Origin of the sequence: Corynebacterium pollutisoli, assembly GCF_900177745.1 — a bacterium.
Lineage (GTDB): Bacteria > Actinomycetota > Actinomycetes > Mycobacteriales > Mycobacteriaceae > Corynebacterium > Corynebacterium pollutisoli.
Genome location: NZ_FXAR01000008.1, coordinates 13523 through 29037 on the forward strand (window position 1 = coordinate 13523; position 15515 = coordinate 29037).

Annotated in this window: 17 protein-coding genes and 1 pseudogene; 7 read left to right on the top strand and 11 right to left on the bottom strand. The window is 69.5% G+C overall.

All coding sequences use genetic code 11. The annotated features are described in order from the left end of the window. Positions 1-6: 6 nt before the first annotated feature. From B9Y70_RS10340 to B9Y70_RS10350, 4 genes are read left to right on the top strand one after another with little or no spacing between them, the layout of a single operon-like run. Positions 7-1191 (top strand): zinc-dependent alcohol dehydrogenase, encoded by a 1185-nt coding sequence (locus B9Y70_RS10340; protein WP_085550196.1) that lies wholly within the window; start codon positions 7-9, stop codon positions 1189-1191. Then, positions 1188-2645 carry an FAD-dependent oxidoreductase gene (locus B9Y70_RS10345; protein ID WP_085550197.1) on the top strand — a complete coding sequence of 486 codons (1458 nt, stop codon included), beginning with the start codon at positions 1188-1190 and terminating at the stop codon, positions 2643-2645. The genes B9Y70_RS10340 and B9Y70_RS10345 overlap by 4 nt, the downstream gene beginning before the upstream one ends. A gap of 49 nt (positions 2646-2694) precedes the next feature. Then, positions 2695-2856 carry a hypothetical protein gene (locus B9Y70_RS12815; protein WP_159449810.1) on the top strand — a complete coding sequence of 54 codons (162 nt, stop codon included), beginning with the start codon at positions 2695-2697 and terminating at the stop codon, positions 2854-2856. Further along, complete coding sequence (locus B9Y70_RS10350; RefSeq protein ID WP_085550198.1) at positions 2856-3308, top strand: CinA family protein; 453 nt, start codon at positions 2856-2858, stop codon at positions 3306-3308. The genes B9Y70_RS12815 and B9Y70_RS10350 overlap by 1 nt, the downstream gene beginning before the upstream one ends. A gap of 175 nt (positions 3309-3483) precedes the next feature. On the opposite strand, the pseudogene B9Y70_RS13245 reads toward B9Y70_RS10350, so the two are convergent. The 7 genes and pseudogenes from B9Y70_RS13245 to B9Y70_RS10385 all read right to left on the bottom strand — a co-directional run. Then, positions 3484-3552 (bottom strand): annotated as a pseudogene (locus tag B9Y70_RS13245) (hypothetical protein); the annotation flags it as partial. Positions 3553-3638: 86 nt separating this feature from the next. Continuing rightward, positions 3639-5300, bottom strand: a complete 1662-nt coding sequence (locus tag B9Y70_RS10360) for a dipeptide ABC transporter ATP-binding protein (RefSeq protein WP_085550200.1) — start codon at positions 5298-5300, stop codon at positions 3639-3641. Next, the gene (locus B9Y70_RS10365) at positions 5297-6316 is read right to left on the bottom strand and encodes an ABC transporter permease (protein WP_085550201.1); all 1020 of its coding nucleotides are present in this window, start codon (positions 6314-6316) and stop codon (positions 5297-5299) included. The genes B9Y70_RS10360 and B9Y70_RS10365 overlap by 4 nt, the downstream gene beginning before the upstream one ends. Continuing rightward, positions 6309-7235, bottom strand: coding sequence for an ABC transporter permease (locus B9Y70_RS10370; RefSeq protein WP_085550202.1), 927 nt, complete (start codon positions 7233-7235; stop codon positions 6309-6311). The genes B9Y70_RS10365 and B9Y70_RS10370 overlap by 8 nt, the downstream gene beginning before the upstream one ends. A 100-nt stretch (positions 7236-7335) precedes the next feature. Next, the gene (locus B9Y70_RS10375) at positions 7336-8955 is read right to left on the bottom strand and encodes a peptide ABC transporter substrate-binding protein (RefSeq protein ID WP_085550203.1); all 1620 of its coding nucleotides are present in this window, start codon (positions 8953-8955) and stop codon (positions 7336-7338) included. A 170-nt stretch (positions 8956-9125) separates the two neighbouring features. Then, positions 9126-9431: a hypothetical protein gene (locus B9Y70_RS10380; RefSeq protein WP_085550204.1), complete on the bottom strand. Its 306-nt coding sequence runs from the start codon at positions 9429-9431 to the stop codon at positions 9126-9128. A 10-nt stretch (positions 9432-9441) separates the two neighbouring features. Next, a complete protein-coding gene (locus B9Y70_RS10385; RefSeq protein ID WP_085550205.1) occupies positions 9442-10302 on the bottom strand; it encodes a 2-dehydropantoate 2-reductase in 861 nt (286 codons plus the stop codon). 56 nt (positions 10303-10358) lie between these two features. Here B9Y70_RS10385 and B9Y70_RS10390 point away from each other — a divergent pair, with 56 nt between their 5' ends. Continuing rightward, a complete protein-coding gene (locus B9Y70_RS10390; protein WP_085550206.1) occupies positions 10359-11300 on the top strand; it encodes a DUF808 domain-containing protein in 942 nt (313 codons plus the stop codon). Here the strand turns inward: B9Y70_RS10390 and B9Y70_RS10395 are convergent. Genes B9Y70_RS10395 through B9Y70_RS13155 form a run of 3 tightly spaced genes read right to left on the bottom strand, consistent with a single transcriptional unit; the run spans position 11297 to position 12098 of the window. Continuing rightward, positions 11297-11671 carry a rhodanese-like domain-containing protein gene (locus B9Y70_RS10395; protein ID WP_420838457.1) on the bottom strand — a complete coding sequence of 125 codons (375 nt, stop codon included), beginning with the start codon at positions 11669-11671 and terminating at the stop codon, positions 11297-11299. The genes B9Y70_RS10390 and B9Y70_RS10395 overlap by 4 nt on opposite strands. Further along, positions 11556-11957, bottom strand: a complete 402-nt coding sequence (locus B9Y70_RS13250) for an ArsR/SmtB family transcription factor (protein ID WP_085550208.1) — start codon at positions 11955-11957, stop codon at positions 11556-11558. The genes B9Y70_RS10395 and B9Y70_RS13250 overlap by 116 nt, the downstream gene beginning before the upstream one ends. A gap of 12 nt (positions 11958-11969) precedes the next feature. Further along, positions 11970-12098 carry a hypothetical protein gene (locus B9Y70_RS13155; protein ID WP_275886741.1) on the bottom strand — a complete coding sequence of 43 codons (129 nt, stop codon included), beginning with the start codon at positions 12096-12098 and terminating at the stop codon, positions 11970-11972. On the opposite strand from B9Y70_RS13155, the gene B9Y70_RS10405 reads away from it, so the two are divergent. After that, on the top strand, positions 12084-13184 hold the full coding sequence (locus tag B9Y70_RS10405; protein ID WP_085550209.1) for an MFS transporter: 1101 nt from the start codon (positions 12084-12086) through the stop codon (positions 13182-13184). The two genes, B9Y70_RS13155 and B9Y70_RS10405, sit on opposite strands and share 15 nt — an antisense overlap. Before the next feature lie 4 nt (positions 13185-13188). Then, positions 13189-14370, top strand: a complete 1182-nt coding sequence (locus B9Y70_RS10410; protein WP_085550210.1) for a chloride channel protein — start codon at positions 13189-13191, stop codon at positions 14368-14370. Here B9Y70_RS10410 and B9Y70_RS10415 read toward each other — a convergent pair. After that, positions 14353-15486: an HNH endonuclease signature motif containing protein gene (locus B9Y70_RS10415; protein WP_143337614.1), complete on the bottom strand. Its 1134-nt coding sequence runs from the start codon at positions 15484-15486 to the stop codon at positions 14353-14355. The two genes, B9Y70_RS10410 and B9Y70_RS10415, sit on opposite strands and share 18 nt — an antisense overlap. Between the last annotated feature and the right edge of the window lie 29 nt (positions 15487-15515).

Below are 15515 nucleotides of genomic sequence, written 5' to 3' on the forward strand. Positions count from 1 at the left end.
TGGGACATGCGAGCCGTCACCTGGCAGGGCAAGCGCAAGGTCAGCGTCGAGACGGTCCCGGACCCGGGGCTGCAGGCCGACACTGACGCCATCATCGAGGTCACCTCCACCGCCATCTGCGGCTCCGACCTCCACCTCTACGAGGTCCTCGGGCCCTTCATGGACCCCGGCGACATCATCGGCCACGAGCCCATGGGGCGGGTCGTCGAGGCGGGCAGCGCCTCGGGACTCGCCGTGGGCGACCGGGTGGTCGTCCCCTTCACCATCGCGTGCGGCCGGTGCTGGATGTGCGACCGGAAGCTGTACTCCCAGTGCGAGACCACGCAGGTCACCGGGCAGGGCACGGGCGCGCGCCTGTTCGGCTACTCCCGCCTCTACGGCTCCGTCCCCGGCGGCCAGGCGGAGTACCTGCGGGTGCCGCACGCCGACTTCGGGGCGATCCGGGTGGGTGAGGATCTGCCCGACCACCGCTACCTCTTCCTCAGCGACATCCTGCCCACCGCGTGGCAGGGCGTGCGCTACGCCGGGGTCGGCGAGGGCGACACGCTGGCCGTGTTCGGCCTCGGGCCCGTCGGCCAGATGGCGGCCCGCATCGGCGTCCACCTCGGTGCCCGCGTCTTCGGCATCGACCCGGTCCCGGAGCGCCGCGCCATGGCCCGCCGCCACGGGGTGGAGGTCCACGACCTCGACTCCGACACCAACGACGCCATCCGCGACGCCACGCAGGGCCGCGGCCCCGACGGGGTCGTCGACGCCGTCGGCATGGAGGCCCACGGTTCACCCGTGGGCAAGGTCGCCCACACGGCCGTCGGACTGCTTCCCGACGCCGCCGCCCGCCCCCTCATGCAGACCGCCGGCATCGACCGCCTCGGCGCCCTGCACGCCTCCATCGACCTGGTCCGCCGCGGCGGCACCGTCTCCCTGTCGGGTGTGTACGGCGGGCAGGCCAGCCCGCTGCCGATGCTCACGCTCTTCGACAAGCAGATCCAGGTGCGCATGGGCCAGGCCAACGTCAAGGCGTGGATCGACGACCTGCTCCCCCTCGTGGAGGATCCCGCCGACCCCCTCGGCGTCGACGACCTGATCACCCACCGCCTGCCCCTCGAGTCCGCCCCGGAGGCCTACGAGATGTTCCAGAAGAAGACCGACGGCTGCGTCAAGGTCGTCCTCGACCCGAAGGAGTCCCGATGAGATTCTGGAGAGATGTCAGCGGCGAGATCACCGTCTCCCCGCTCCCCACGTCGCTTGTCGACGTCGCCGTCGTCGGCGCCGGCTTCACCGGCCTGACGACCGCCCTGCTCCTGGCCCGCACCGGCCGGCGGGTGGCCGTCGTCGAGGCCCGGCACGTCGGCGCCGGGGCCAGCGGCGCCACCACCGCCAAGACGAGCCTGCTGCAGAACACCCGGCTCACCGACCTCGCCGACCAGCACTCCCCCGAGGTCGCCGCCCAGTACCTGGCGGCCAACCGGCACGGCCTGGAGTGGCTGACGGAGTTCTGCACCGCCCACGACGTACCCGCGGAGCGCACCCCGGCCGTCACCTTCGCCACCACCGACGACGGGGCCGACGCCGTCCGCCGCGAGTACGAACTGGCCCGCGAGCTGGGCCTTGACGTCGAACTCGACGAGCACCCGGGGGAGGAGTTCGCCACCCACGCGGCGCTCCGCCTGCCGGAGATGCTGCAGCTGGACCCGGCGGACCTGCTCGTCGCGCTGTGCCGGGCCCTCACCGAGGCCGGCGGCACCATCACCGACCACACCCGGGTGACGGGGATCGACGGCACGACCCTGCGTACCGACGCCGGCGATCTGCGGGCGGGGCAGGTCGTCCTGGCGACCGCCTCGCCCATCCTCGACACCGGCCGGGTCACCATGTCCCTGTCCCCCGAGCGTTCCTACCTGGGCGCCTACGAGGTCACCGGCCCCCTGCCGGAGGGGATGTACATCAGCGCCGAGTCCCCCACCATCTCCGTCCGCGCGGCAGCGGGACGGCTGCTGGTCGGCGGCCAGGGGCACCCCACCGGGCAGGAGACGCGGACGCAGGAGCGGCTGGCGGCCCTCGACGCGTGGGCGGAGCACCACTTCCCCGGGGCCCGGCGCACCCACGGCTGGTCCGCGCAGGACTATCACCCGGTGGGCGGGGTCCCGGTCGTCGAGAAGCTCTCCGACGGTGTGGTCTTCGCGGGCGGGTACAGCAAGTGGGGCATGGCGGCGGCCCCGGCGGCCGCCCACATGCTCGTCGATCTGCTGGACGGCCGCGAGCCGGAGACCTTCGGCGACACCACGCTGAGCGGCACCGCCGGCACCACCGCCACGACCCTGGCGAAGGCGGCGGGACACGCCGCCGCCCACCTCGCGCGGGCGGTGACCGGCGGTGACACCCGCGGACCGGACGACAGCAGCACCCTCGACGAGGGTGACGCCGCCACCGGACGCGCCGGTGCCCGCCCCGTCGGCGAGGCCGTCGTCGACGGGAAGACCTGCCGCGTCAGCCTCCTGTGCACGCACATGGGCGGCCCGCTGGCGTGGAACGAGGCGGAGCAGTCATGGGACTGCCCGCTCCACGGTTCGCGCTTCACCCCGGAGGGCCGCGTCATCGAGGGCCCGGCGGTGAAAGACCTCCCGCAGCTGCCGAAGGATGAGTAGAATCGCATACTGGACGTGACGCCCGTCACTCCCGACGAAAGGAAGAACCATGACCGACCCCAAGCAGAACCCCGATCTCGACGACACACGCTTCGCCGAGGAGTCCGACCCCGACAACCCGGGCAAGCGTGACGAGGCCAGCCAGGAGGACCTCGTCGAGCAGTTCGAGAAGGAGTCCTTCCCGGCCTCCGATCCGCCGGCCAACTACTGATGACCCCGGCTGAACGCATAGCCGACCTCGCCACCACTCACGGGTACACCGTGGCGGTGGCGGAGTCGTTGACGGGAGGCACCCTCGCCGCCGATCTGGCCGCGACGGAGGGTTCCTCCGACTGGTTCGCGGGCGGCGTCGTCGCCTATCAGACCCGCACCAAGGTCGCGGTGCTCCGGGTGCCCGCGGGCTGCCCGGTCATCTCCGCGCAGTGCGTGTCGACGATGGCCGCCTCCCTCGCCGAGCTCATGTCCGCCGATGCGGTCGTGACGGTCTCGGGCGCGGGCGGCCCGGAGGGCCAGGACGGGCAGCCGCCGGGCACGACCTGGTTCGCCACGCTGGTGCGCGGCCGCGCCCGCACCGAACGCCGGCACTTCCCCGGCTCCCCCGAGGAGGTCCTGGCCGCCTCCCGGGAGTTCGCCCTGCGGCTGCTCGCCGAGGAGATGGACTAGTCCTCGGAGACGGACTCCAGGAACTCGCCGACCGTGGAGTCCGGTTCATGGCGGCGAGCACCTCCTCGACGGAATCCTCGGGGGCCACGGTGACGACGGTGCCGTCGGTAAGCGAACCGGCGGTGACGGCGGTGGGGTTCTTCCCCTCGGCGAGGGCGCCGACGACGATGTCGCGGTCGGTGATGATACCGACAACCGCCCCCTCACCGTCGGTGACGGAGAGGGAGCCGACGTCGGTGCTCATGAGAGCTCATGCAGTGGTCATGTCAGGTCCTTCAGGTGTGGGTGGATGATACATGCAGGATTCCAACTGTAATCCACATCACACCCTCAGTGCTCGACGAGACCCAGATTCTCTCCGGTACCCAGCTCGATGTTGAGACCCGGCACCGAGTTGATGAGGTCGCGAGTGTACTCCTGCTTCGGATCCGCGAACACCTCATCCGATGTGCCCTGCTCCACGACCGCGCCCTGCTTCATCACGACGATGTCGTCGGCGGTCTGGCGGACCACCGCGAGGTCGTGCGTGATGAACAGGTAGGACAGATCCAGCTCCTCCTGCAGTTCGGCGAGCAGACGGATGATCTGGTTCTGCACGAGCACGTCGAGAGCCGAGACCGCCTCGTCCAGCACGAGCACCTCGGGGCGCAGCGCCAGGGCGCGTGCGATGGCGATGCGCTGACGCTGACCGCCGGAGAGCTCGTTGGGGAAACGACGCATCGCCGAGCGCGGCATGGCGACCATGTCGAGCAGCTCGGCGACGCGCGCCTCACGCTCCTTGCGGCTGCCCACCTTGTGCAGGGCCAGCGGCTCCTCGATACAGCGGTAGATGGAGAACATCGGGTCGAGAGAGCCGTAGGGGTTCTGGAACACGACCTGCATCTTGCGGCGCATGTCGAACAGTTCCTTCCCGCTCAGCGACGACAGGTCGGTGCCTTTGTAGAACACCTTGCCGTCCGTCGGATCGAGCAGGTTGAGCACCATGTTCGCCACGGTCGACTTGCCCGAACCCGACTCGCCCACCAGCGCCAGGGTCGTGCCCTTGCGCAGGGTGAAGGAGACGTCGTCGACGGCCTTGTTTTCGCCGAAGATCTTGGTGAGGTTCTCGACGCGGATGACCTCCTCCGTCTTCGCCTCCCGACCCTGGGCGACGAGCTCGGTGGACTCGATACCGGCGGCCAGCGCCGACTGGATACGGGCCGACGCCAGCGAGGGCGCCGCCTTCACCAGTCGCTGGGTGTAGGGGTGCTGCGGGTCGCGGAGGATCTGCAGCGACGGACCCGACTCGACGATGCGGCCTCGGTGCATGACCACGAGGTGCTCGGCGCGCTCGGCGGCCAGGCCGAGGTCGTGGGTGATGAACAGCACGGCCGTGCCCAGCTCCCGGGTGAGCCCCTCGAGGTGGTCGAGGATGCGCTTCTGGACCGTCACGTCGAGGGCCGAGGTCGGCTCGTCCGCGATGAGCAGCTTGGGGCGGGCGGCCAGGCCCATGGCGATGAGCGCGCGCTGACGCATACCGCCGGAGAACTCGTGCGGGTACTGGCGGGCGCGACGGTCGGCGTCGGGAAGCCCGGCCTCCTCGAGCAGCTCGGCGACACGGGGACGCACCTCGGAGCCCTTGACCACGTTGTTGGCCTTGAGTGACTCGCCGATCTGCGTGCCGACGCGCCACACCGGGTTGAGGTTCGACATCGGGTCCTGCGGGACCAGGCCGATCTCGGAACCGCGGTACTTCTGCATCTCCTTGTTGCTCAGGCCGGTGATGTCCTGGCCGTCGAAGATGATCTGGCCGCCGGTGACCTTGCCGGTGCCCGGCAGCAGGCCGAGGATCGACATGGCGGCGGTGGACTTGCCGGAACCGGACTCACCGACGATGGCGACGGACTGTCCGGGGTAGATCGTCATGTTGATGCCGCGGACGGCCTCGACGACACCGGTGGAGGAGGTGAAGGAGATCTGGACGTCCTTCATCTCGAGAAGAGGGGTGGTCATCGCTTCCTCGCCTTCGGATCGAGGGCGTCACGGACGACGTCGCCGAGCATGATGAAGCTCAGGACGGTGAGCGCGAGCGCCATGGCCGGATAGAACAGGACCATCGGCTTGGTGCGCAGGGAGGCCTGCGCGGCGGAGATGTCTCCACCCCAGGACACGATGGTCGGCGGGAGGCCGATGCCCAGGAAGGACAGGGTGGCCTCCGCGACGATGAACGTGCCCAGCGCCACGGTGGCGTAGACGATGATCGGGGCCGCCGCGTTCGGCATGATGTGGCTGGAGAGCATCTTCAGCTTCGAGGCTCCCAGCGCCCGGGCGGCGGTGACGTACTCCTCGTTCTTCACGCTCATCACCGCGCCACGGGTGATACGCGCGATGCTCGTCCAACCGAAGAGACCCAGGACCAGCACGACCGTGAGGATCGTGCGGTAGTCCTTGAACATCTGCATGACGACGATGGCGGCGAGCACCAGCGGGATGGCGAAGAAGACGTCCGTCAGACGCGACAGGATCGAGTCGAGGATGCCGCCGAAGAAGCCGGCGAGCGCACCGATGACGGTGCCGATGAGCACCACGAGCGCCGTGGTGAGAATACCCACGGCCACGGAGGCACGCGCCCCGTGGATGGTGCGGGAGTAGATGTCGCAGCCCTGGCGGTCGAAGCCGAAGGGGTGGCCCGGCTGCGGGTCGCCCAGCGAGTTCGACAGCATGCAGGCACGCGGGTCGACGGAGGTGAACAGCTGCGGGAACAGCGACATGACCACCGCGATGAGGATGAGCACGGCGGAGACCCAGAACAGCGGGCGGCGACGCAGGTTGCGCCACGCCTCGCCCCACATGGAGGCCGGGGCGGACTCGTCGGCGACCGCATCGACGGCACCGAGGCCGGTCTCGTCGGTCTCGGCGATGAAGTGGTCCTGGCCGGGGCGCAGCCCCGGTCGGGAGTGCAGGCGGTTCCCGGCGAGGATCTCGTCCTCGCCGGCCGGGTTGGCGACGTTTCTGTTGATGTCAGGCATAGCGGATCCTCGGGTCGAGCACGGCGTAGATCAGGTCCACGATGAGGTTGGCGATGATGTAGACGATGACGAGGACGGTGGTGAAGGACACCACGGTCGTCGGTTCACCCTTGATGATCGCCTGGTAGATGGTGCCGCCGACGCCGTTGATGGCGAAGATGCCCTCGGTGACGATGGCGCCACCCATGAGCGCACCCAGGTCGGCACCGAGGAAGGTGGCGACGGGGATGAGCGAGTTACGCAGGACGTGGCGGCCCATGACCTGTCCGTTGCCCAGGCCCTTGGCGCGGGCGGTACGGACATAGTCGGCGCGCAGGTTCTCACTGACGGACTGGCGCGTCAGGCGCAACACGTAGGCGAAGGAGACCGCGCCGAGCACCACGGCGGGCATGAGCAGGGACGTGAACGTCTCTCTCGATCCCACCGTGACGGGGAGTATCCCCCATTTCACGCCGACGACGAACTGCAGGACGAAACCGATGACGAAGCTCGGGACGGCGATGACGATGAGCGACATCACCAGGACGGTCGAGTCGAAGATGCCGCCGCGGCGGACACCGGCGATGACACCGAAGATGATGCCGAAGATCGCCTCGAAGGCCAGGGCCATGAGGGCCAGCTTGATGGTCACCGGGAAGGCCCGGGCCATGACGTCGGCGACCGGCTGGCCGGAGAAGGTGGTGCCGAAGTCGAGGGTCAGGATGCCCTTGAGGTAGAGCAGGTACTGGACGATGAAGGGTTTGTCCAGGTTGTACTCCGCCTCGATGCGGGCGCGGGCCGCCTCGGACAGGCCGCGGTCACCGCCCAGTGCCTCGACGGGGTCGCCGGGCATGAGGAAGACGCGTGCGTAGATGAGCAGGGTGGCCCCGAAGAACACGGGGATCATCTGGAGCAGTCGTCGCCCGATATAGCGCAACATAACTAGTCCTTGTGGGTGGTTAGTAGGCAGACAGGCAGATACCCGCGTGACGCGCTGGGCGCCACGCGGGTATCAGAGGTCACGGTGTAACAGCGTAGCGCTAGTTCTTCGTGATCTCGTAGTAGACGGGGACGGACTTCCAGGAGAAGGTCACGTTGTCGACGTTCTCGGAGTAGCCGCCCGCGACGTTGGAGTACCACAGCGGGATGGCCGGGAGATCGTTGAAGAGCATCTCCTGGGCCTCGTTGTACAGGCCTGCTGCGGTCTCCGGGGAGTCGGAACCTGCGGCCTCGGCCAGCTTGGCGTCGAAGTCCGGGTTGGAGTAGTCGCCGTCGTTGGAGCCGGCACCGGTGCCGTAGAGCGGGCCGAGGAAGTTACCCGCGGACGGGTAGTCGGCCTGCCAGCCGGTGCGGAACGCGCCTTCGATGGTGCGGCCGGTGACGTCGTCACGCAGGGACTTGAAGTCCGGGTACGGGTTGCCGACGGCCTCGATGCCGAGGGTGTTGCGGATGGAGTTGGTCACCGCGTCGACCCAGGCCTGGTGGCCACCGTCGGAGTTGTAGGAGAGGGTGAACTCGCCGGACCAGGGGTTGATCTCGTCGGCCTGGGCCCACAGATCCTGGGCGAGCTCCGGGTCGTAGTCGAGGACGTCGTTGCCCGCGATCTCACCGTCGTAGCCCGGGAGGACCGGGGAGGTGAAATCGGTGGCCGGGGTACGGGTGCCCTGGAAGATGGTGTCGGTGATCTCCTCGCGGTTGATGGCGTGGGAGAGCGCCTGACGACGCAGCACGCCCTCTTCGCCGCCCCAGTGCTCGAGGCTCTCCGGGATGGTGAAGGACTGGAAGACCGCGGAAGGCTGGTTGACGGCACGGTCGCCGAGCTCGTCCTCGAAGGTGGAGAACGCGATGTCCGGGATGGCGTCGAGGGTGTCGAGGTTGCCGGCCAGCAGGTCGTTGTAGGCGGCGTCCTGCTGGGCGTAGAAGACGAACTTGATGCCGTCGTTCTGCGGGGTGCGCTCGCCCTGGTACCTCTCGTTCGGGACGACGGTGGCGTCCTGGTTGTGGTTCCACTCGAGCAGCTTGTAGGGGCCGTTGCCGTTCGGGTTCTCGCCGAAGCCGGCCTCGTCCTCACGTGCCTCGTCCGGCAGCGGGTAGAAGGCGGAGTAGCCCAGACGCTGCGGGAAGTCGGCCTCGGGCTGGTTGAGCTCGATGGTGAAGGTCTTGTCGTCGACGACCTCGAGGCCCTCCATGGACTCGACGCCCTCCTCGTAGCCGAGGATCGGCTCGAAGAAGTAGGCGGAGAGGTGGGAGTTGGCCACGGCGTGGTTCCAGGTGTCCACGAAGTGCTGGGCGGTGATCTCGGTGCCGTCGGCGAAGGTCCAGCCGTCCTTGAGGGTGACGCGGTAGCCCTTCTCGCCCTCGGGCTCGATGGACTCGGCCATCTCGTTGTGGATCTCACCGTCGGCGTCGTAGTAGACGAGGCCGGAGTAGATGAGGTCGACGATGTTGCCGCCACCCACCTCGTTGGTGTTCGAGGGGATCAGCGGGTTCTGCGGCTCGGTGCCGTTGGCGAGGACGTAGTTGTCGCCGCCGGTGGCGCCGTCGCCACTTGCTGCGCCGTCGGAGCCGTTGCCGTTGTCGCCGGAATCGGTACAGGCGACCAGACCGAACCCGAGCGTGGTGGCTGCGAGCAGGGCGATTGTCTTCTTGCTGAGTGCCATGTGGCGGACCTCCAGGGTGAAAGAGTCAGAAGTTAATCTCCCGTTCACGTTACCGCGTGACGTCCATCACCCTGCAGTTGTGATGAGACCGTTACCACATGATTATGGCCACAAAAGTAGTTCGTGTCACCTTTTGCGCTGCTCAGTCGATTTTCATACGACACCGATTATCAGTTACGACCACCCCCGGCCACCCCCGCCCTCTTCCACTCCACGCTCTCACCGGACGCCACGATCCCCCGGGAGACGGCCACCTCCCACTGCGCCACATCGGCGGCCGAGCACACGAGGTGGATGAGGAGCACCCCGTCCCCCGCGATCATGTCGAGCTCCGCCCCACTGGCCCAGGTGACGTGACCGCGCCCCTCCTCGGCGATCCACTCGGTGGTCGCCACCTCGGCGAAACGGGACACCAGGGACTTGGCGAGGCGCTGCGGCTTCTCGCTCCGGACGCGGGAGGTGGAGGATGTTGTCATGAGCAAGAGGTTACCCCAGCACCTCGTATAAGAGATCATGCAACCGGACGTCGACGCCGTGCCGCGCCGCCAGGCGGCACACGGCCCCAACCTGCGCGTCCAGTTCGTTCGGACGCCCCGCCACGAGGTCGCGGTGCATGGAGCTCGTCGCGTCCGCCGGCATGCGGTCGGCGAAGGCGAGGGTGCGCGCGACGGCATCGTCGGGAAGCGGCACCCCGTGGGCCCGCGCCGTGGCGTCGACCTCCCGCATGAGCGCCTCCAGGCTGGGGCGCAGGCGAGTCCGCAGCTCCCCGAGCGGCGCCTGCACGAGCGCGCCCAGCGCGCCGGTCGTGGTCACGTACATCGCCTTCTCCCACACGTCGACGTCGATGTCACCGCGCGCGGTCGCGTCGACACCCGCCTCGGCCAGCGCCGCCACGAACGTATCGACATCGCCGTCCCCCACGTCGTAGGAGATCGGCCCGCCGTGGAACTCGACCCGTCCCGGCCCCGTGTGGTGGAAGTAACCGCGCACCACGCCCGGGCGCACCCGCTCCCGGCCCACGACCTCCGCCACAAGGTCGGGCACCTCGACGGAGTTCTGGGTGACCGCCACGAGGGTGTGCCCGGGCAGGCCGTCGAGAAGCTCCGGAAGGTCGGTCCCGGCCGTGACCTTGACCGCCAGGAGAAGGATGTCGATGTCGCCGGCGTCGACAAGCTTCTCGACGACCTCCACCGGGATCGGCGGCTCATCGTTGAGCCGCAGCCCCTCCTCGCGCAGCACCCGCAACGTCTCCCCGCGGGCGATGAACACGACCTCGTTCCCCGCCTTCACCAGACTGCCGCCGAACCATCCGCCGACCGCCCCGACACCCAGCACCGCGATTCTCATGCACCCATCCTAACGGGCGTAGAATTTGCCCGTACTTCTACGAAAGGTGTGAACCCATGGCCGGTGGCCTGCTTGCCCTCCTCGACGACGTCGCCCTCATCGCCCGGGCCGCCGCCGCCAGCGTCGACGACGTCGCGGCCGCCGCCGGCAAGACCTCGATGAAGGCCGCCGGTGTCGTCGTCGACGATGCCGCCGTCACCCCGCGCTTCGTCACCGGCATCCAGCCCGCCCGCGAGCTGCCGATGATCTGGCGCATCACCAAGGGTTCGCTGTTCAACAAGCTCGTCATCATCCTGCCCATCGCGCTGCTCCTGTCGTGGATCGCGCCGTGGGTCCTCACCCCGATACTCATGATCGGCGGCACCTACCTGTGCTTCGAGGGCGCCCACAAGATCCTCCACAAGCTGCGCGGCCACTCCAAGGACGGTGACCACAGCAACGCGGCGGGCGTCGACAAGACCCCCGCCGACGAGGACAAGCTGGTGAAGGGCGCCATCACCACCGACCTCATCCTCTCCGCGGAGATCATGGTCATCTCCCTCAACGAGGTCGCCGACCAGCCCATGGCCTTCCGCGCCGCCGTCCTCGTCGTCGTCGCCATCGGCATCACCGCCCTCGTCTACGGTGCGGTCGCCCTCCTGGTGAAGATGGACGACATCGGCCTCCACATGGCCGAGCGCGGCGGCCCCGGTGCCGGCTTCGGGCGCGGCCTCGTCCACGCCATGCCCAAGGTCCTGTCGTTCATCGGCATCGTCGGCACCTTCGCCATGCTGTGGGTCGGTGGCCACATCATCGTCGTCGGCCTCGAGGAGTTCGGCGTCACCTGGCCCTACGACTTCATCCACGGCCTCGAGGTCTCCGTCGGCGGAGGCTTCGTCGGCTGGCTCGTCAACACCTTCTTCTCCCTGGTCGTCGGCCTCATCTGGGGCCTCGTCGTGGCGCTCGTCTTCGACGGCATCAAGGGCATGACCGGCCCGAAGGAGAAGGCGGCACACTAGGCAACCGGGCGCCCCGCCTCCCGCCACTCCGGATACCCCTCCTCCATCCGCACCGCCGCCCGACCCGCCTCCCGCAGGCGGGTCACCGCTGTCGCGGCGAAGACACAGAACGGCCCGCGGCAGTACGCGACGACCCGCTTGTCGACGGGCACCTCCCCCAGCCGCTCATCCAGCTCCGCCAGGGGAATGTTGATCGCCCCCTCCGCGTGCCCGGCCGCGTACTCCTCGGCGGGGCGGACGTCGACAAGCAGGGTGTCACCGGCCGCCGCCAGCTCGTCGAACTCCGCGAAGGAGATCGCCCGCGCCCCGTCCACCTCCCCGAAGAAGGCCTCGGTGAGGGCGGCGAGGTCCGCGATATGCGTCCGCGCCAGCCCCGCCACCGCCAGATACGTCGTCGGCGACCCGGTAGTACAGCGTCGTCCCCTCCGCCCGGCGCGTCACCATGCCCGCCGCGGCGAGGATCTGCAGGTGGCGTGAGGTGTTGGCCACCGACGCCGCCACCTGCTGCGCCAGGGACTCGACGCTCCGCTCGCCCTGGAGCAGGACGTCCATGATCTCCACCCGTGTGGCGTTGCCCAGAGCTGCGCCGATACGGGCGGTGTGGCCGAAGGCGGCGTCCTTGAAATCGCGGGGAGTTTGCGGTGTCATGCCTCCCATCGCACTGTTCAACTATTTCGTTGAATAGTTGAGGATGCCGACATCGTCCACCCACCCCGCCTCGGACTGCGCGAGAACGCCGCCCAGTTCACCCTGCTCGTCATCGTCAACGCCCTCGTCGGCGGCATGGTCGGCCAACAACAGACCACACTCCACCTCCTCGCCGAACAGGTCTTCTCCCTCACCGGCTACTCCTACGTCTTCGCCTACGTCGCCGGCGTCCTCTCCGACCGCCACGGACGCAAACCCGTCCTCCTCACCGGCTGGATCCTCGGCCTCCCCGTCCCCCTGCTCATCATGCGGGCCCCGTCCTGGGAGTGGATCATCGTGGCCAACGTCCTCCTCGGCATCAACCAGGGACTGGCCTGGTCGACGACGGTCACCATGAAGATCGACCTCGTCGGACCCCGCCAACGCGGCCTGGCCATGGGACTCAACGAGGCCGCCGGTTACCTCGCCGTCTCCCTCACCTCCCTGGCCGCAGGCATGCTCGCCGCCCAGTACGGCCTGCGCCCGGCCCCCTTCCTCCTCGGCGTGGCCTACGCCGTGCTGGCCCTGGTGATAGTCGCCCTCCTCGTCCACGAGACCCGCGGCCACGTCGCCCTCGAGGCACCGTCCGGCCGCGCCAACCTGAGCAACACCGCGATCATCGCCGACGTCACCTGGCGCCACCCCGCCCTGTCCTCGGCCAGCGTGGTGGGCATGGCCAGCAACCTCAACTTCGGCCTGTCCTGGGGCGTCTTCCCCCTGCTCTTCGCCGGCGCCGGACTGAGCCTGGGACAGATCGGCCTGCTCGTGGCGCTCTACCCGCTCGTGTGGGGACTCGGGCAGCTGGCCACCGGCTGGATCTCCGACCACATCGGCCGCAAACCCCTCGTCGTCGGCGGCATGGCACTGCAGGCGGGCGCCCCGGCGGTCATCGCCTGGTCGGAGGGGATGGGCGGCTGGGTCGCCGGCACCATACTGCTCGGCCTCGGATCAGCCATGGTCTACCCGGCGCTCCTCGCCGTCATCGGTGATGTCGCCGACCCCGCGTGGCGCGGCCGGGCGGTCGGTGTCTATCGCGTCTGGCGCGACCTCGGATACACCGCGGGCGCACTCCTCGGCGGCCTCACCGCCGACGCCCTCGGCCTGCACAGCGCCGTGTGGGCGGCCGCCGTCCTCTCGGGGCTGGTGACGGCGCTCGTCGCCTACCGACTCACCGAGTCCCACCCCGGGTTACCCTGAATTTATGTTCCGCGCCCTGGCAGCCCTCACCCTGGTGACCCTCACCGGTGGCGTGGCCGCCGGTCTCATCGGTGGGGCGATGGCGTGGCTCATTCACCGGATCCATCTGCTCGTCGGCGACGGCCCCCTCCATCCTGTCGCCGCCGCCGCGCTCGGCGGTGTCCTCGCCGGCCTCGGCTGGTGGTGGCTGCGTCGCCGGGGCCCGGTCCGCAGTGTCGAGGAGTCCGCCACCACGGACACCCCGCTCCCCCTCGGACGCACGTTCACCGACGCCCTCCTGCAGCTGCTCGCCGTCGGATCCGGCATCTCCCTGGGCAGGGAGCAGGCGCCGCGCCAGGCGTCGGCGGCCGTCCTCGACCGGATCTCCCGCGTGGTGCGGATCGCCGAGGACCATCGCCGCCTGCTCGTTGCGGCCGCCGCCGGCGCAGGCCTGGCCGCCGTGTACAACGTGCCCGTGGCGGGCATCCTCTTCACCCTCGAGGCCATGCCGGTGCGCCGCAGCGGGCGGGCCCTGCTCATCACGGCGACGATGTCCGGGGTGGCGACGGTGACGGCGTGGCCGATCGTCGGCAACCACTCCGTCTACTGGGTGCCGGACTCCCCCTTCGACGCGCGCGTCCTGTGGGTGTTCGTGCCGCTGCTGCTGGCGGCGGTGGTCGTCGGCCGGACCTTCCTCACCCTCTTGCGCTCCGCCCACACGTGGAAGGTCGTCGATCCCCGCTGGCTCCCCCTCAGCGTCGGCGCGGCGACCGCCGGCGTGGTCACCGTCTCCCAGTTCCTGCCCGGGGTCACCGGTAACGGTGAAGATATCGTCCGCTCGGCCCTCGACCCGGTCACCGCGCTGCCGCTGCTGCTCACCCTTCTCCTGGTGAAGCCGCTGCTCACCGCCGCCTCCCTCGGCTCGGGTGCGATCGGCGGCACGCTGACGCCGGCCCTGGCGGTCGGTGCCGCGTTGGGGGCCGCCTCCGGCGTGCTCATCGACGCCCCGCCCGCCACCATTCCCGTCCTCGCCGTCCTCGGTGCCGCGATGGTGCTGGCGGTCATGCAGAAGGCACCGCTGTTCGCGGCGGTCATCGCGTGGGAGCTGACGTGGGCTCCACTGTGGTTGATCCCGCTCCTGCTGTCCGGGGCCGTGGGGGCCTATCTGCTCGCCCACCGCCCCTGGCGCTCACGGCGCGGCGAGTAGCCCCATGGCGGAGAGTCTCCGCTGGGGATGTCGGTTCACCCGGGGTGGTCCACCGTCGGGTGGGTGGAAGACGACGCCGCCGGGTTCCCGTTCGAAGCGTCCGTTGCGGGGTGGGGCGTGGGGGTCATCGTCGTTCCGCCCGTTGTGCACCCGACAGGCGGCGGTCATGTTCGCGAGGTTCGTCTCCCCCTCGTACTCCCAGGCGGTGAGGTGGTGGAACTGGCACTCATCGGCCGGGGTGGTGCACTCCGGGTAGGGGCACACGAGGGTCTCGGCCTTGAGGAGCATCCGTTGTTTGTCGTTGGCGAAGCGTGACTCCCGGTACAGGTCGATGCCGCCCTCGACGGGGTCGAAGATCCCGACGTACCCGAGTTCGGCGAAGCCCTTCTCGACCCATTCCCGGCCCGTGATGGTCGTGCCGTCGCTGAGGCCGAAGACGGTGTCGCCGCCCTCGCCCCGGGCGTAGGTGACGTAGTCGGGTGCGCGCATGACGCCGAAGGGCACCGGGGGCGGCGGGTTGCCGGCCTGGCCGCCGCCGACGCCGTGCTGGTAGGCGGCGTCGGCCATCGCCCGCGTCCAGTCGAGCGACGGGTCCGCCTCCCGCAACTTGTCGGCGGTGACCTGCAGGTGCGCCTTGTAGCGGGCCATGTCGCCGGCCGGGAGTGTCAGTGTCGCGGTGGACATACCCTGGGCGTCGACGTTCTTGCCGCCGCGGAAGGCGCGCAGGCCGCGGTTGTCGGTACCGGGGACCTGCCGGTTGTGGGCGTAGACCCGGGCTGCCGCCTCCCGGTCGATCTCGTCGACGGTGCCGCGCAGGCCGCACAGCTCGACGCGCAGTTCCCACTCCGACACCGCGGCCTTCCGAGACAGCTTGCGCAGGTGCTTCTCGATCCTCTCGATCGCCGCCACCGGCAGCCCACGCCCCGCAGTCACCGCCGCGGCCTGCAGCTTCTTCTGCCTGGTCGGCCCGAAGTACACCCCGGCCAGGCGCTCCCAGGAGCCGGCCGTGGAGGAGGACTGGCCGAGATGGGCGCGCGGGGCAGCACCGGAGGCGATGTCCTCCAGCAGCTCCATGCCCCGGGTGGCCAGGGCGCGCATCATCTCGGCAGGTCTCATGCCCCGGACGATAAGCGTCGATCACGGGG